The sequence below is a fragment of the [Clostridium] citroniae WAL-17108 genome, from assembly GCF_000233455.1.
Taxonomy (GTDB): Bacteria; Bacillota; Clostridia; order Lachnospirales; family Lachnospiraceae; genus Enterocloster; species Enterocloster citroniae.
Genome location: NZ_JH376420.1, coordinates 756,580 through 773,000 on the forward strand (window position 1 = coordinate 756,580; position 16,421 = coordinate 773,000).

The window sequence follows — 16,421 nt, forward strand, 5'->3', positions numbered from 1 at the left end:
TCAAGCCAGCTTCCAGCTGACAGCCTCCCTGCGCTCACCGATAAACTCCCGGTAAAGCCCCGGCCGTCCGGCCAGTTCTTCATGTGTCCCCTGCTGGACGATCCTGCCATTATCTAACACCAGGATCTGGTGGGCATTGCGGACTGTCTTTAGCCTGTGGGCGATCATGATAATGGTTTTATCCCGAATCAGCGCATCTATGGCGAGCTGTAGCTCCGCCTCATTTTCCGGGTCCACGCTGGCCGTGGCTTCATCCAGGATAATCACAGGCGCATCCTTTAAGATCGCCCTGGCTATGGACACCCTCTGCTTTTCTCCCCCTGACAAGGTGCTTCCTCCCTCTCCCAGAACCGTGTCATACCCATCCGGAAGATCCATGATAAAATCATGACAGCAGGCAGCCTTAGCTGCCTCCACCACCTGCTGCCGGGTGGCCTCTGGCCTTCCAAACCTGATATTGTTCTCTATGGTATCGCAAAACAGATATACGTTCTGGAATACCATGGAAATGTTCTTCATCAGGCTGTCCAGTTTATACTCCCGCACATCATATCCCCCCAGGGTTATGGACCCCTCCTGGACGTCCCAGAACCGGGCAATCAGATTGCATAGTGTTGTCTTTCCCCCGCCGGAAGGTCCCACCACGGCCGTAGTTGTTTTTTCCGGGACCACAAAGCTGACACCGTCCAGGATCCTTCTGTCCCCATAAGAAAACTTCACATTGCGGAAGCAGATATCACCGTGGTCCGGGGACAGCTCCTGCCCCTCGATATCCATGGTGGGCGTCTTGTCAATGGCATTGGCTTTATCCATGGAGGCCCCCAGCATTTGCAGGTTATCCGACATATTCCCTGCGCTCTCCAGTTCCTGATAGAGCATAAAGGATGCCACCAGCATCAGAAGGCAGCGGGACAATGTCATGGTCCCCTCCGTATAGAATGACAGGGCAGATATCACAAGCAGTGTGCTGAAACAGCGCACCGTGATCTGCCGGACCGCCGCCCAGGGCACCACGGAATACTCCAGGGACAGCGCCCTGGCGCAGCTCTCATCCACGGTCCTGGCAATGGTCTGGTGATTGTCTTTCTCCAGACCATAAGATCTCACCACGCTCATGCCCTGAATATATTCCAGCACCGCCTCCACCAGATTTTCCTGGGCATGCTGCCTTGCTGGGCCGGTCCCGGATGCTGCTTTCTGTGAAAGTTCAGTGACCAGCACATACACCAGGATACCGCAGATGGAAATGCATCCCAGCCTCCAGTCAGCGGCTGTCAGGACCAGACACAGGGCAAAGGTATTCAGAAAACCTCCGATCACCATGACCAGGCAGCGGGCCGCTGTGTTCTCCACATCACTGAGGGTGGTTGTGACCACTGCCGTAATATTTCCCAAACTATTCTTGTTAAAATATCCCATGGGAATATAGCGCAGCCGGTCCCCAATGTGGACCCGCCTTTCCGCCACCATAAAATAACCGGTTTCCGTCTCCCCATTGGTGGAATAATAAAAGCACGCCATCCTTCCCAGGATTGAAACCAGCATAATGCCCACCACGGGCGGAAGGGCTGTATTTCTCTGTCCCAGTATCATATCCAGGGACAGCATCAGGGCACCAAACTGCATGGATGCAAATACAGCTCCCATAAATGCCACGGCCATGGCCTTTATGAGCAGCTTCCTGCGGCTGCCTGCAAATCCAAAAATTTTTTTCAATATTCCAAACATTCTTCTGTCCCTCCTCTTAAGCCGCGTCCTGGGTTCCCAGATGAGCCTTCCACATGTTTGCATACAGGGGGCATTTTCTTAAGAGTTCTTCCTGCCTTCCCTGGGCTTCGATCCTCCCATGGTTCACCACCACGATCTGATCCGCATCCGCAATGGTGGACAGCCTGTGAGCGATCACGATCAATGTCTTCCCCCTGGTCAGGGCTGAGATTGCCCGTTGGATCACCGCCTCATTTTCCGGGTCAATGCTTGCAGTGGCCTCATCCAGGATCACCACGGGCGCGTCCTTTAACATTGCCCTTGCAATGGAGATCCGCTGCTTCTCCCCTCCGGAAAGATGACCTCCTCCGCCTCCGCAGACGGTGTCATATCCCCGGTCCAGGGCGCGGATAAACGCATCACAGCCTGCCGCCTTTGCCACGGCCTCCACCTCCTGGTCAGTGGCATCCAGGCGGCCCATGCGGATATTATCCCGGACCGAGCAGTTAAACAGGTAATTCTCCTGGGACACATAGGCGATCCGGCGGTTCAGCTGTTCCTGTGGTATCTGCCTCAAATCCACCCCGCCCAGGGAAATGGAGCCCTCCGTCACATCCCAGAACCCGGCAATGAGCTTGGCTATGGTGGATTTACCGGAACCGGACGGTCCCACCAAGGCTGTCACAGTCCCTGGCCGGATCTTTAGATCGATCCGGTGAAGGACCTCCTCCCCCGCCGCTCCGTAAGTAAAGGATACCTGATCCATCCCTATAGCCTGTCCGCTAACAGCAGCATACGCCTGGGGCCGCTTAAGCTCCGGTGCATCCAGTATCCCGGCAATCTCCCCCACATTGGTGCCCACCACTGCCAGATCATCCACAAAGGACATAGCCGCCAGCAGGGGGCCGGTAAATCCCAAAGAAAGGACAATGGCTGTGAGAAGATCAGAGGATGACAGGCTGCCCCCGGACCAGAGGAACAGACCCACAGGCAGGACGGTCACCAGAACCGAGGGGAGTACGGTCTGCATTGTGGCCATATACTTCTGGTTATCCTTCATCCACTCCACATAATAACCTGCATTTTCCTCAACCGCCTCTGAATACTTTTTGTAGGAACCGGCCGACTGGCTGAATGCCTTGACCACCTGGATCCCCCCTATGTATTCCACAATTGCGTTGGCCATACGCCGTCCCACTTCCACCGCCCCGTCCCAGCGGGCCGCGTAGGTCCTCCCGCTTTGGGATGCCGCGGCCAGCCCGACTATGGTGGTGGCCAGACTAGCCAGTCCCAGCCTCCAGTCCAGTGTAAAGATATAAACTGCAATGGACAGGGGAACCAGCAGATTCGATGTCATTTCAGGGATCAGATGGGCCAGGGTGGGCTCCATTCCCTCCACCCGGTCCACAATCGTAGTCTTGTATTGTCCTGAAGGCGTATCCAAGACAGTGCCCATTGGAACGCGGGACAGCTTTGCCAGCAATTCCTTTCGCAGATCACGCAGTGTATAAAAGGTGGCTGTATGGGACAGGGCGGTGGAACAGTTGGAGAGCACCGACTTGCCCAGGTATCCGCAAAACGCAATGCCGCACCAGGGCAGACATTGGCTGATGCCTCCTCCTTCCAGAAGAATGCCGATCATCTTGGCAATACAGAAATACGCTGCCATATTGCAGGCCACTCCCGCTGCCGCCAGTGCCACGGAGACCAGAAAACCCCGGTGGTACTCCTCTGCCCATCCCCATAACACGGTGAATGGCGATGGTTCCTTTTTCTTTTTCATCCGTTCCTTCCTCCTGCTTCCCAAAAATTAGCTTCGACTAACTATGCGTCAAAAATATATCGGGAACCATAACTATGAGATTCCCAATATCTTAAACCATCCGGCGGAATAAAACTCCCTGAGGCCGTCCATATGGGCGAACGCCTTGTCCCGGGGCATGTCATGGCGTACAGTCTCAAACATGCCGTTAAACAGCGCGCTTGATACGATATGGATCAGTTCATCATCAATGGGCCGAAGCTTATATCCGCTTTCATTCATCCGGTCAATCAATGCATGGCTGGCATTGGCCTCTATCTCCACCAGCTCGTCAATATAGTGCTCATACCGGGTGCCGGAGGAACAGCAGATAATAAGCTTAAATGCATCAAAATTGTCATAGACATGCTTCATCATCCAGATCTGCCCATTATCCGATATCTCCGGCAGGCCGGATAGCTGCTGTTCCAGAGGCAGTTGGGAAAAGGACTTTTGTATCTCTCGGTAGCGCTCCAACAGCTCTGCGGCCGGCTTTTCCACAAGTGCGCCAAACAGTTCTGCCTTATCCGTGTAATAACGGTAAATTGCCCCGGTAGTTACCCCCATGGAGGCTGCAATACTCCGCAGGTTCGCCCCCTGAAATCCACAGAGTAAAAATTCTTTTTTCCCCATTTCCAGCAGATCTGCCGCCAGCTTTTCGTTTACCAGTCTCATCCTGTCCTTACAATACCTCTCTAACTCAAAAAATAACGTTGCCATTTGATAACAACGTTATTTTATAACCTTCCCATTGGTTTGTCAATCGTGAATGTAAAAATACGTGGTTACTGAATTTTTTTCTCTTTACACAGTTCTCCACTTCAGCAAAAGTGCTGAATTAAGGATCACGATCACCGAACCTGCATTATGTACAAGGGCTCCTATCACAGGATTTAGGATTCCGGTCATTGCAAGGATAACGGCCACAACATTTAATGTCATGGAGAATGTAAGGTTGCATTTGATGGTAACCATCATCCGCTTTGCAAGGCGCAGAAGATGAGGCAGTTCCTTTATATCATCATTTACAAGGACGATATCCGCTGCGTCAACTGCAATATCGCTTCCAATTCCGCCCATTGCAATTCCAACATATGCTTTTTTCAGGGCAGGAGCATCGTTCACCCCGTCTCCCATCATGCAGACCTGCTTGTTCCGGCTCTGACATGTATGGATCCACTTTAATTTGTCCTCCGGGAGACAGTTAGCCTGCACATCGGTGATGTGAAGCTGCCCTGCGATATGTCTTGCTGCATTTTCATGATCCCCGGTGAGAAGCACGGGTGTGACGCCGGTCCTTTTTACTTCCTCAATGGTTTTAGCCGCGTCCCTGCGCAGTGTATCTGAAAGGGCGATAAACCCTGCCGCCTCTTTCCCAACTCCCAGGAAGATGACCGTACATCCATTGTCCAGGTATTGGTCCGCCTTTTCCAGTATCCTGTCTTCAATTCTTATATTTTGTTCGGAAAACAATTCCTGATTACCGGCAATGACCGCTTGCCCGTCTACCAGGGCGGCCACGCCGCGGCCCGGAAGCATTTGAAATTGTTCCGGCTGGGGAATCTCATTTTCATGGCTTATGCGGTAAGAATGGACCACTGCTTTTCCCAGGGGATGTTCTGATCGCTGTTCCGCACCGGCCGCGTACCTGTAAAGGGCATGTTCCGGAACTGCTTCTCTAAAACTATGTACCGCCACCACTTCCGGCTTTCCATTGGTAAGAGTGCCTGTTTTGTCAAATGTAAGATTGGAAATGGAAGCCAGCCGCTCCAGGGCGTCCCCTTCCCGCACAAGAAAGCCATGCTTTGTGGCGTTCCCGATCGCAGCCATAATGGCCGTGGGCGTTGCCAGAACAAGGGCACAGGGGCAGAAAACAACCAGTATTGTTACCGCGCGTATGATCTCCCCGGTTGCCAGCCAGGTGACCATGGCCGCGGTCAGGGCAATGATGACGATCCAGGTTGCCCAGCGGTCGGCAATCCCCACGATCTTTGCCTTTCCCGCATCCGCTGACCGGACCAGACGGATCATGCGCTGAAGGGAACTGTCCTCCCCTACTTTTGCGGCCCTCATGTCAAAGGAACCGAACTGGTTTACCGTACCGCTGGACACCTCATCCCCTGCACGCTTATCAACGGGCAGCGACTCCCCTGTCATAACCGCCTGGTTGATGGAGGTCTGCCCTGACAGGATCACGCCGTCCACAGGGATGGTCTCTCCGGGCAAAACACGGAGCAAGTCCCCCACCCGTACCTGCTCCGCCGGTATGATCTGCTCCGCCGGTATGATCTGCTCTCCCGGTATTTCCTGAACCCCGGCGCTCTCCTGACCCCCGGAGCCGGCGATCCTTCTTGCGGTTCTTGGCGTCAGATGGACCAGTTTTTCAATTCCCTCCCTTGCCCTGGCCACGGTCATATCTTCAAGCAGCGCTCCCAACTGCATGATAAAAGCCACCTCTCCGGCAGCAAAGTCCTCTCCTATTATAACGGAAGCGATCAATGCAATGGAGACTAATACATCTGCCTTGATGTCGAATTCCTTTGCCAATCCTATGACGGCTTCCAGGATGATGGGCAAGCCGCACAAAATAATTGCGATCCAGGCCATCTGGAAGGAAAATGGCTGAATCCCCAAAATACTTGCCGCCAGTGCAAAGCCGGAGATGGCCAGACATATGATATCCTTTTTCATTCCTCCCCATTCCAGCATCTTTTCTGTTTTTTCCAGCATTTTGTTTCTCCCTTCATCTTTTCCTGCGGGCCGGACTCCGGCTGATTTCCTCAACCCCCGCCCATATATACCCATATGGGTATATGTATATATTATACCTATGGGGGTATAGGTTGTCAACCAAAATAGTATTAATAAAAATCCATACCTTGGTTGACTCGGTTTGATATAAGTGCTATGATGGGCACAGTTCATCACAGGTATTTATATGTTCAAGGAGGTGAAACAATGGACGGCAAACCACGAAGTCGTAAAACTGTATTTAACATCTCATATAACAACATGAACCGGACCGGTTACGCTGGGTGCGGCTGGCCGTCTATTGCATTTTCACAAAGCTAAGACGGACCTGTCGTTTCTTTTGCGCCGCCTCTCGGGGTGGTTTTTTGTTGTTTTATGGGAACTCTATTATGGAAAGGAGTAATCCCAATGATATTTTTCAGAAAAAGAAACATGGAGATCCAACAGAAACAAACTGAAAGCGAGCAGCTTCTGCGCACATTTGCGTTCCTTGATTTAAAGGACCTATACCATCATTTTTCAGTCCCGGAATCGGGCCTGGATTCCCGGCAGGCAGCCCAGCGCCAGGAGACATACGGCAAAAATATGATTACAACAGATCAGAACAATACCACATTCCACCGTCTTCTGACATCTGTTATCAATCCCTTTAATATTGTTTTGCTGATTATTGCAGTCATAACTCTTTTTACAGACGTGGTCTATTCCCAGCACCCGGACTATGTGACCGTGTCCATTATCCTGTCACTGGTAGCAGTGTCAAGCCTGGTGGCATTTATCCAGGGGGAACGATCCAATTCAGCGGCGGAAAAACTTTCAAACATGATCTCCAACAAAGCGGATGTGCTGCGGGATGGGAAACAGGCGGAGATCCCCATGGAGGACATTGTTCCCGGAGATATCGTTCGGCTGTCGGCCGGCGATATGCTCCCGGCTGATATCCGCTTTCTGTGGGCCAAGGATGCCTTTGTGGCCCAGGGTTCCCTTACCGGTGAATCAAATCCCGTGGAAAAATATGCCCGGATTCCTTCCGCCAAAGAGGACGCGCTGACCGACCTTCAGGATATTGGTTTTATGGGGAGTAACATGGTAAGCGGCAGCGCCACAGGTATGGTTCTGGCAACAGGCAATGAGACTTACTTTGGCTCTATGGCAAAATCCCTTTCCGGCGACCGGGCAAAGAACAGCTTTGAACGGGGCGTGGATTCCGTCAGTTCCCTTTTGATCCGCTTAATGCTCGTGATGGTCCCCATCGTCCTGCTGATCAATGGTCTTACCAAGGGGGACTGGGGCGATGCGCTTTTATTTTCCATTACCATTGCAGTGGGTCTGACCCCGGAAATGCTGCCGGTGATCATGACCTCCACCCTGGCCAAGGGGGCGGTCCTCATGTCAAAGCACCAGGTCATCATAAAGACTCTGGGGGCCATTCAGACCTTTGGGGAAATGGATGTGCTCTGTACGGACAAAACCGGTACCCTGACTGAGGACAGGATTATTTTGGAAAAATATATGAATGCGTCCGGGGATGAGGACAACCGGATCCTGCGCCATGCGTTTCTCAACAGCTACTTTCAGACCGGCCTTAAAAACCTCCTTGACCTGGCTGTCATTAACAGGGCCCATGAAAACGGCATTGACCCGATCCTGCAAAATTATTCACGGCTGGACGAGATCCCCTTTGACTTTTCACGGCGCAGGATGAGTGTCCTGTTACAGGATGGACAAGGCAAACAGCAGCTTGTGACAAAAGGCGCAGTGGAGGAGATCCTGTCCATCTGTTCCTATGTGGAGTGGAACGGTGAACTGTCAAACCTGGACCAGGAGATTTTGCAAAAAGTACGGGCCGTATATGAGCGGCACAACAGGGACGGTCTCCGGATGATCGCCGTGGCCCAGAAAAATGACGTTCCCGCCGTGGAATTGCGTGTGGAGGATGAGCGTGATATGGTGCTCATCGGTTTTATAGGATTTCTCGATCCGCCAAAGGAGAGTGCCAAGGCAGCTGTCACCGCACTGTCCAGCCATGGGGTCCGTACCGTGGTCCTCACCGGGGACAGCGAAGGTGTGGCGGTTAAAGTCTGCGGCAAAGTGGGCGTGGACGTGTCACATTATCTCACAGGAAGGGAAGTCGAGGCCATGGACAACGCTGCTTTGTCGGAGGCAGTGGAAAAATGCAGTCTTTTTGCCAAACTGTCCCCCTCCCAAAAAGCACGTGTGGTCCAGGCGATCCAGGCCAATGGCCACACCGTGGGTTACATGGGCGATGGGATCAACGATGCTCCGCCCTTACACCAGGCGGATGTGGGCATTTCCGTGGACACGGCTGTTGACATTGCCAAGGAGACAGCGGATATCATCCTGCTGAAAAAAGACCTGATGGTACTGGAGGAAGGCGTGGTGGCAGGGCGCAGGACCTTTGGAAATATTGTAAAATATATTAAAATGGCTGCCTCAGGCAACTTTGGCAACATCATTTCCGTGATCATTGCCTCCCTTTTCCTCCCCTTCCTGCCCATGCTGCCCGTTCAGATTCTGACCCAGAACCTGCTCTGCGATTTTTCACAGATGGGGATTCCATTTGACCATGTGGACCAGGATTATCTGTTGAAACCCAGAAAATGGGAAACCCGGTCCATCAAATCCTTTATGGCATTCATGGGACCCTTAAGCTCCGTGTTTGATATCCTGTGTTTTGCTGTTATGTGGAAGATCATGGGCGCTGATACAATGCAGCAGGCTCCCCTTTTCCAATGCGGATGGTTTGTGTTTGGAACCGTATCCCAGGTTTTAGTCATCCACATGATCCGAAGCGGTAAAATCCCCTTTGTGCAGAGCCTGGCGGCAAAACCGCTGCTTGTGTCCACCACCATGGTAGCATTTTCAGCATTACTGATCGGCTTCTCACCATTGGCATCCGGGCTGGATATGGCCGCCCTTCCCTTTAGGTTCCTTCCCTGGCTGATCCTCCTTCTTGTGGGTTACTGCGTTTCAACCCAACTGTGCAAACAGCTCTACATCCGGCATTTTGGCGAATGGCTGTGATCAAACCATAAAACAGGATATAAAAACGGCAGGGCTGGTCGGTTTCCAGATCCCTGCCGTTTCGTTTGATCTTACTGTATCCAGACTCCCTGCTCATTTACCGGGTATCCGTCCGGTGTCACGGTGTTCTTTAGCATCATTCCCTGCTTTGCACCGTCCTCCGTGTTAAAATAATACCACTTCCCATCGATTTGATGCCATCCGGTGTACATACTGTCCCATGGATCTGCTGGCGCCCATACCTGACACGGAGTAAATAATAGCAAAAAATCCAAAAAAGGGAGAGACTGTAAAAAGGTCAATCTATTAGATACAAATGTCAGCTGAAATTTTTCCAGAATCCGGCTCCTGTATGAAAACGGCCGAACACAAAGTCCACGGTAAATGCCAGACACTCCCGCACCATGTAATGGGGCAGCAGGATCCCGGAAAAAGGAGCCGCGATCCCGGTGACATCCTCCCCACCGGCAGCCCTTGCCGTCACCACTGCCCGGAACACATGAAAGTTGCTGGTTACAATCCCCACTTTCAGGTCCGTGCTGCCAATGATCTCATAGCTGTTCTTAATATTTTCCACCGTGGTGGTGGAATGTTCTTCTTTTATAATACGCGCCTCACTGATCCCGGATTCTCTCATCAGGCGGGCCATGCATTCCGCCTCGCTGATATCCTCCCCCGGGCCCTGCCCTCCGGACAGCACTGCCTTTGTGTCAGGATTTTCATTAAGGTAACGGATGGCGGTCTCTGTTCTGGACCGCAGGGCCGGGCTTGGCTCCTCCCCATAGACACCGGCTCCCAGAACAATGAGATAATGTAACCCCGGATCTCCCCGGGACACCACGCCGGTGAACACCATGGCCTCCACCACCCCAAAATACAGCAGCACAAAAGCCGCCAAAATACAGGCAGCCCTCCTGGATCTCCTGCCCTTAAACCATGTTCTGCCAGTCTGCGCCATTTTCCTGTCCAAAAATCCCAGGGCCATCAAAGCCACGCCGGCTGCCAGCCAGATCCAGAAAGCGGAAAGCTTAAAACTCCTGAGTATTCCTCCCAGGAGATAATAAAGGATACACAAACCGCCCGCTCCCAGCAGGAGCAGGGATCTCAATCGTATCCCCCCATTTCTTTTGTCTCTCATTTTTACTCCTTTTGTCACATCCATCTGAATGCTGCCTCCATTATATCATCTGGACCAAGGTAATCCCAGAGCGTATTTGTAAAAATGGGATTGCAATTCTTCCTCAGATATGTTAACATATCACATCTTTTCGCATAAAAATAATGTGTGTACTCCTGGAGATTCCGAGAGTACACATGTATCATTAGGAGAAACGTTTATGTATCCAAAAGGAATCATCATTGAATGCTGCTGCGTTTTACTGGGCACCGTTCTTCATGAAGTCTTTCATCCAGTAAAAGCTTTTTTTAGGGTACCGTTTCAGGCTGCCATTACCTTTGTCATCCATGTCCACGTAAATAAATCCGTACCGTTTCTTCATCTCCCCAGTGGACAGGCTTACCAGGTCAATGCCTCCCCACATGGTATAGCCCAGAACCGGTATCCCATCCAGCTCAACCGCATCCTTAATAGCCTTAAAATGGTCCTTCAGGTAATTGATCCTGTAATCATCTTCCACCCAGAAATCCTCATCCGGTTCATCTGCCATGCCCAGTCCATTTTCCACGATAAAAAGCGGCAGCTGATAGCGGTCCCAGAACTCATTAAGCACATAGCGAAGCCCCAGGGGATCGATGGTCCAGCCCCACGGTGTGGCCTCCAGATAGGGGTTGGGATCAAATGAGAGCACATTCATCTTAAGCTCACTGTCCGCAGTACAGGTGGTGGAACGGTACATGCTGAAACTGATGTAATCAATGGTCCCCTGGCTCAGGATCTCTTTATCCCCTGGCTCTGTGACCAGTTCTACTCCGTTATTCTTAAAAAAATCAGCCTGCCAGACAGGGTATTCCCCCCGAGCCATGACATCGATGTAAAACAGGGTACGGCGGCGTATGGTCATCTGTGCAAACACATCCTGGGGCCTGCAGGTCCTGGCATAGACCGGGCTGGCGGCATACATGGCGCCAAACAGCGCGCCGGGCATCATCTCATGTCCCAGCTTAACAGCCAGTGCAGATGCCACAAACATATGATGGGCACACTGGTAGGTGGCTGCCATGGTACAGTCCGTGGTTCCCAGATGGCTGTAGCCATTGAGGATATTGACCTCATTAAAGGTGAGCCAGTATTTCACCCTTCCGCCCAGCCGCTCAAACAGTGCCCTGCAAAGCTTCACATAGCAGTCAATGGTCACACGGCTCATCCAGCCCTGGTAATGCTCCGCCAGATAGGCCGGAAGCTCGTCATGGCATATTGTGATGAGGGGTTCAATATTGTACTTTAAACATTCGTCCACCACTGCCTCATAAAAGTCCAGCCCCTTTTCATTGGGCTTCTCCTCCATGCCGGTGGGAAAAATGCGGGTCCAGCAGATTGAAAACCGCATACAGTTAAGCCCCATGTCTGCAAGATACCTGATATCCTCTTTATAATGATGGTAAAAATCCACGGCCTGGTGGCTGGGATAATACTTTCCTTCCTGGAAATCCCCCACCGCGCCCTTTGGCATGCTGGTCCTTGCAGGAGTCTCCCCCCTGGTCCCGTCCGGCAGCCGGTAGGTCATCATGCGCGGCGCATCCACACTGCCGTCCGTCACAAAATCCTGGGTGAGCACACCCCTGCCGTCCTCTCCAAAACCGCCCTCATACTGGAAATCAGCAGAGGCGCTGCCCCAAAGCAAATCTTCTGGAAATCTCATAAAACCTCCTTATAAATGTAGTGTACTCTCGGAATCTCCCGGTACTCAGATTTGTGAGATGATTTTTTGTCAGTTGTGCACCAATTTATGAGGCGTACACGGTGTGTACGTTGAGTAAATTGGTGTGCGACTGGCGGAAAATCAGCCGCAAAGATGGGTGCCGAGGAGACTTCGAGAGTGCACTGTATTGTTTTAAGCCTTGTCCTTATGGATCTCCCTGTAAAGGATCTTATACAGTTCTATGATCTCCCTGGTAAGGCTGCACTGGGTCATGGCTGTCATCATGGTGTCCTGAGCATGGTTAAAAATAAAGGAATTTTCATACCTGGTCCCCGCCGCCTCATTTTGGATCACCTCTGTCTGAGCGTCATGAGCCTTCTGAAGCTGGGCAAATGCCTGCTCCATCAGTTCCTCGGCCCCGGTAAAATCAAAGGTGTGAAGCTTTTTCAGCGCCTGTTCCGCCGCAATTTTGGCATCCCCTGCGTCAATTACCACCCTCATGGCAACCTGGGCAAGTTCAGGAAGCCCCTCTTCCTCTTCATACTGTTTGACTGTGTTTTCCTGTTCGTTCACTTTGTTTCTCCTCCTATGCGGCTGCCGCCTCTTTCTCAATCTCTTCTTTTTCATAAACCTTAAAGAATGGATACCAAATAACCAGATAAACAACCAATAAGACAACAAACCAAAGCAGACCTCTCATATCCTGTGTCACGATCACTGTTGAGATAGGTGCAGGTATCTGGCTTACCTGCAGGGACATGGCCGGTATCTTAAGGAATCCCAGACTCATGGCAGCCCACACCATAACCGGTCCCAAAAGTGCGTTGATCCACATGGGAACCATGAGCATTGGATTAAATACCACCGGGGTTCCGTACATCAGCGGTTCGCTGATATTAAAGATGGAGGGACCGATACAGATGCGTCCCATGGTTTTAAGCCTCTTGGACTTGGACCTGCACATCAGCAGGTTGAGGGGAAGGGGGGCTCCCTGTCCGCCCATTGTGATCAGTCCTATGGCAAACATGGTCTCATAAGTGACAATGTACTCCGGGTTCTGCCCGGCTGCCACGGCCGCGATATTGGCCGCAAGAGCGGTTGCAAACACCGGGTTTCTGATTGCTCCCCATACCCAGGGAGAGATGCCAAGGCTGAAAAAGAACACCTGTACAAAGGAAAGTGTCAGCATGCCGGGCAGGCTTAAAAGGAAATTCTGAATGGGCATAAATGCATTGATAATGACCTGGTAAATGTCAATTCCCGCCTTAAATACCAGTACGGCTGATATGGCGACTGATGCAAGAATGGGGAAAATATTGTTGAACCACTCGGAGACAAAGTCCGGAAGGGTGTCGTTATTTTCAAGGAAATGCAGCTTGGAATACATATGGTAGATAAATCCCACCATAATGCCCGCCACGATCGCCACAAACATGGCCGCCGGACCAAACCGCGCATAGGTGAACATGATTGTTGCTCCGGTCTCATCATAAGAAGGCACGATAAAAACCATAAATACCAGTATAGCGGTAAGCCCTGCATTGACCAGATATTTCTGGAGGTCCAGTTTTTCCATGAGCTGCGCTGCCACAACAAAGGCAACGATCAATGCCAGAAACCGGAAGGTATAGTTGATGATCACATCAAAGTTGGGCAGTGCCGGAATAAATGCCCGGAATACATTGTATATGTAGATGACCGAGCCTGTCAGGATAAAGGGAAGTATTTTCTGCATGGCACTTGATACAGCCGCAATATACGGAAGCGAAAAAACCTTTTTGGTGGCAGGAGCAAGGACACAGCTCAGCCAGTCCATGAATTTATTCATCCCCGGTTCCCCCCTTCCCTGATGCAGCCATGTCCTGAGCCAGCTCCACCAGACGTTTTCCGTCAATCTGGCCGTATATATCCTGTGGGATTACTCCCACCGAAATCTCATAGGAAGCGCACATGTTCTTAAAATTCTCAAGCTGATTTGCATAATGAGGTCCTAACAGCAGCACATCAATTTTACCAAGGTACCCATTTACCTGGCTTTCACTTCTTGCTTCAACCGTCATACTGATCCCGTTTTTCTTGGCATACTTTCTCCCCTGCTGTGCCAGAAGTCCGCTGGAAAATCCCGCTCCGCAGCAAAGCAATACACGTAATTCACTCATACTATAAAGCTCCTTTCTATCCTACAATACTCCCAATATTTCGTTCAAACCGCAATTGCAATTTTAGATTAATCTGCTGTGATTATAGTATAATGTCTTCTCACAATTCAACCAGATATTTTCATCCCGCAGTGAAAATTTTTGGTTGAAGCCCTGTATCTACAATGATATCATAACATCAGACAACAGATGAAAGGAGACTGAACCTATGCAGGAAAAACAGATTTCCATGATCAGGATGATTTCCAAAAGTTCCAAGCCGGTTCCCTGTAAACAGCTGGCTTCCTGTCTTAATATATCCACACGCACTGTTATCAACTATATGAATGATATTAACGGCATGTACCCGGAACCGGTCATCATTTCCACCCCAAACGGCTATGTCATTGACCGTACCAGGACGGCCGGCCTTTTAGACCAGGTCAACTCCATACCGGACGGGTACAGGGAACGTTCCTTCTATATCTGTAAGCAGCTTTTGCTTGGAAGCGTAAAGGAGCTGGATGCATTTGAACTAAGTGATGAGATGTGTATAAGCTACTCTCTCTTAAAAAATGACTTGCAGAAAATGAACCAGTCCTATGCCTACCTGAATGTAAAATTCGTCATTAAAAACAACAATGTGTCCGTATCAGGAACAGAGAAGGATAAGCGCAAGCTTATGAACCATATGCTTACCCAGTCCCAGGAAGCCAATCTCCTGGACATCGCCACATTAAAACAGTTTTTTCCCCAGGACGTGGTTGACACCATACAGATCATTCTGGATGAGGTGTATCAGAAAACAGGCTATTACCTCAATGATTTCTCAAAGATCAATATGCTTTTGCATGTCCTGATCATGGTCGTCCGGGTGATCAACGGCAATACCATCCATATGGACGGCGGCCAGGATTTAAAGATTGATGAGACATCAGATGGGGATTACAATCTGGCAGATATGCTATGTGATGAATTACAGAAACGGTTCTCCATTGAGATCAGCCCTGCGGACAAGCTCCAGCTTTACTTTTTGATCAAATCCAATTCAACGGTGCTGGAAGCAAAAACAGAGGAATCCCTGGCCGGATATGTGGGCAGCCAGCTGCTGGATCACATCAGGGAGATTGTGTCCGGCACGGAGCGCCGGTTCTGTATACGACTTGACAGCAGCGAGTTTTTTGTGCGCTTTGCCCTGCATGTGAACTGTATGCGGGTGAGAAGCCTTAACCACATTCAGATCGTGAATCCGCTTAAGACTTCCCTTCGCAGTTCCTCACCCTTTCTGTATGATATTGCCATCTACATGGTTCAGCAGCTGCGGGCAAAAAACATTATCAGCAGCAGTATTTCAGAGGATGAGATCTCTTTTATTGTGCTTCACATTGGTGCGGAGATCGAAAGGCAGAATGTGACGGACAGCACCATCAGCTGCGTGCTCATGATTCCGGAATATCTGAACATGGGACAGACCATTGCACGAAAGATCATGCGCCGCTTCAGCGACCAGATAACCATCAAGCAGACCATCACCCTGGAGGAACCAAAGCCGGATGCTTCCTGCGATCTGGCCATCTCTGTTATTGACAAGAATAATACCTCCGGCGGCCAGTGCGTCTATATAAGCCCGTTTTTGACTTCTGCCGATTACGCCGGGATCAGCAATGCCATTGATAAGGTCCAGATCCAAAAGTCCCTGGAATATCTGCACAGGAATTTTGATTTTTATTTTTCATCCGGCAACTTTATCATTGACCGATCCAGAAGGATGGAGCGTGATGCAGCCATTGACAAGCTGTGCAATCTTCTCATTGACAACCAGTTTGTTACCAGGGAGTACAGGGACAATGTCTTAAAACGTGAAAATGCAGCTTCAACCGCTTATTTTGATTTTGCCATTCCTCACTCCGTCTGCATGGAGGCCACGATCAATACCATCGGCGTCCTGGTTGCGCCGGGCGGGATCCAGTGGAATGAGCACCTGGTTTATGTTGTATTTATGATGGCCATTTCCCCTGATTCATTAAATGACTTTCAGACACTGTACCGCATCCTTGCCCAAATACTGACCGATACCAGCATTATAACATCCATAAGGGACTGCGAATCCTTTGGGGCCTTTAAAAAACTGCTCCTCAACCCGGGATTCTATTAAACACA

12 protein-coding genes are annotated in these 16,421 nt (G+C 50.6%); 2 read left to right on the forward strand and 10 right to left on the reverse strand.

Annotation, left to right across the window (positions count from 1 at the left end):
• The 4 genes from HMPREF9469_RS03335 to HMPREF9469_RS03350 form a co-directional block, all read right to left on the reverse strand.
• Positions 1-1,728 (reverse strand): ABC transporter ATP-binding protein, encoded by a 1,728-nt coding sequence (locus HMPREF9469_RS03335; protein ID WP_007859148.1) that lies wholly within the window; start codon positions 1,726-1,728, stop codon positions 1-3.
• Between the two features lie 16 nt (positions 1,729-1,744).
• Positions 1,745-3,490, reverse strand: coding sequence for an ABC transporter ATP-binding protein (locus tag HMPREF9469_RS03340; RefSeq protein ID WP_007859149.1), 1,746 nt, complete (start codon positions 3,488-3,490; stop codon positions 1,745-1,747).
• Positions 3,491-3,562: 72 nt separating this feature from the next.
• Positions 3,563-4,183, reverse strand: a complete 621-nt coding sequence (locus HMPREF9469_RS03345) for a TetR/AcrR family transcriptional regulator (RefSeq protein WP_040415456.1) — start codon at positions 4,181-4,183, stop codon at positions 3,563-3,565.
• 129 nt (positions 4,184-4,312) lie between these two features.
• Positions 4,313-6,238: a heavy metal translocating P-type ATPase gene (locus HMPREF9469_RS03350; RefSeq protein WP_007859151.1), complete on the reverse strand. Its 1,926-nt coding sequence runs from the start codon at positions 6,236-6,238 to the stop codon at positions 4,313-4,315.
• A gap of 429 nt (positions 6,239-6,667) precedes the next feature.
• Between HMPREF9469_RS03350 and mgtA the strand changes: the two genes are divergently transcribed.
• A complete protein-coding gene (gene mgtA, locus HMPREF9469_RS03355; RefSeq protein WP_007859152.1) occupies positions 6,668-9,304 on the forward strand; it encodes a magnesium-translocating P-type ATPase in 2,637 nt (878 codons plus the stop codon).
• 71 nt (positions 9,305-9,375) lie between these two features.
• Here mgtA and HMPREF9469_RS31055 read toward each other — a convergent pair whose 3' ends face one another.
• The 6 genes from HMPREF9469_RS31055 to HMPREF9469_RS03380 form a co-directional block, all read right to left on the reverse strand.
• On the reverse strand, positions 9,376-9,516 hold the full coding sequence (locus tag HMPREF9469_RS31055; RefSeq protein ID WP_082082698.1) for a hypothetical protein: 141 nt from the start codon (positions 9,514-9,516) through the stop codon (positions 9,376-9,378).
• Positions 9,517-9,623: 107 nt separating this feature from the next.
• Positions 9,624-10,442, reverse strand: coding sequence for a YdcF family protein (locus HMPREF9469_RS30500; protein WP_157140248.1), 819 nt, complete (start codon positions 10,440-10,442; stop codon positions 9,624-9,626).
• 238 nt (positions 10,443-10,680) lie between these two features.
• A complete protein-coding gene (locus HMPREF9469_RS03365) occupies positions 10,681-12,123 on the reverse strand; it encodes a glycoside hydrolase family 1 protein (protein ID WP_007859154.1) in 1,443 nt (480 codons plus the stop codon).
• A gap of 192 nt (positions 12,124-12,315) precedes the next feature.
• Positions 12,316-12,696, reverse strand: a complete 381-nt coding sequence (locus HMPREF9469_RS03370) for a PTS sugar transporter subunit IIA (protein WP_007859155.1) — start codon at positions 12,694-12,696, stop codon at positions 12,316-12,318.
• 13 nt (positions 12,697-12,709) lie between these two features.
• The gene (locus HMPREF9469_RS03375) at positions 12,710-13,951 is read right to left on the reverse strand and encodes a PTS transporter subunit EIIC (protein ID WP_007859156.1); all 1,242 of its coding nucleotides are present in this window, start codon (positions 13,949-13,951) and stop codon (positions 12,710-12,712) included.
• Positions 13,944-14,282, reverse strand: coding sequence for a PTS sugar transporter subunit IIB (locus tag HMPREF9469_RS03380; RefSeq protein ID WP_007859159.1), 339 nt, complete (start codon positions 14,280-14,282; stop codon positions 13,944-13,946). The genes HMPREF9469_RS03375 and HMPREF9469_RS03380 overlap by 8 nt, the downstream gene beginning before the upstream one ends.
• Positions 14,283-14,490: 208 nt before the next feature.
• Between HMPREF9469_RS03380 and HMPREF9469_RS03385 the strand changes: the two genes are divergently transcribed.
• Positions 14,491-16,416: a BglG family transcription antiterminator gene (locus HMPREF9469_RS03385; RefSeq protein ID WP_007859160.1), complete on the forward strand. Its 1,926-nt coding sequence runs from the start codon at positions 14,491-14,493 to the stop codon at positions 16,414-16,416.
• The last annotated feature ends 5 nt before the right edge of the window (positions 16,417-16,421 follow it).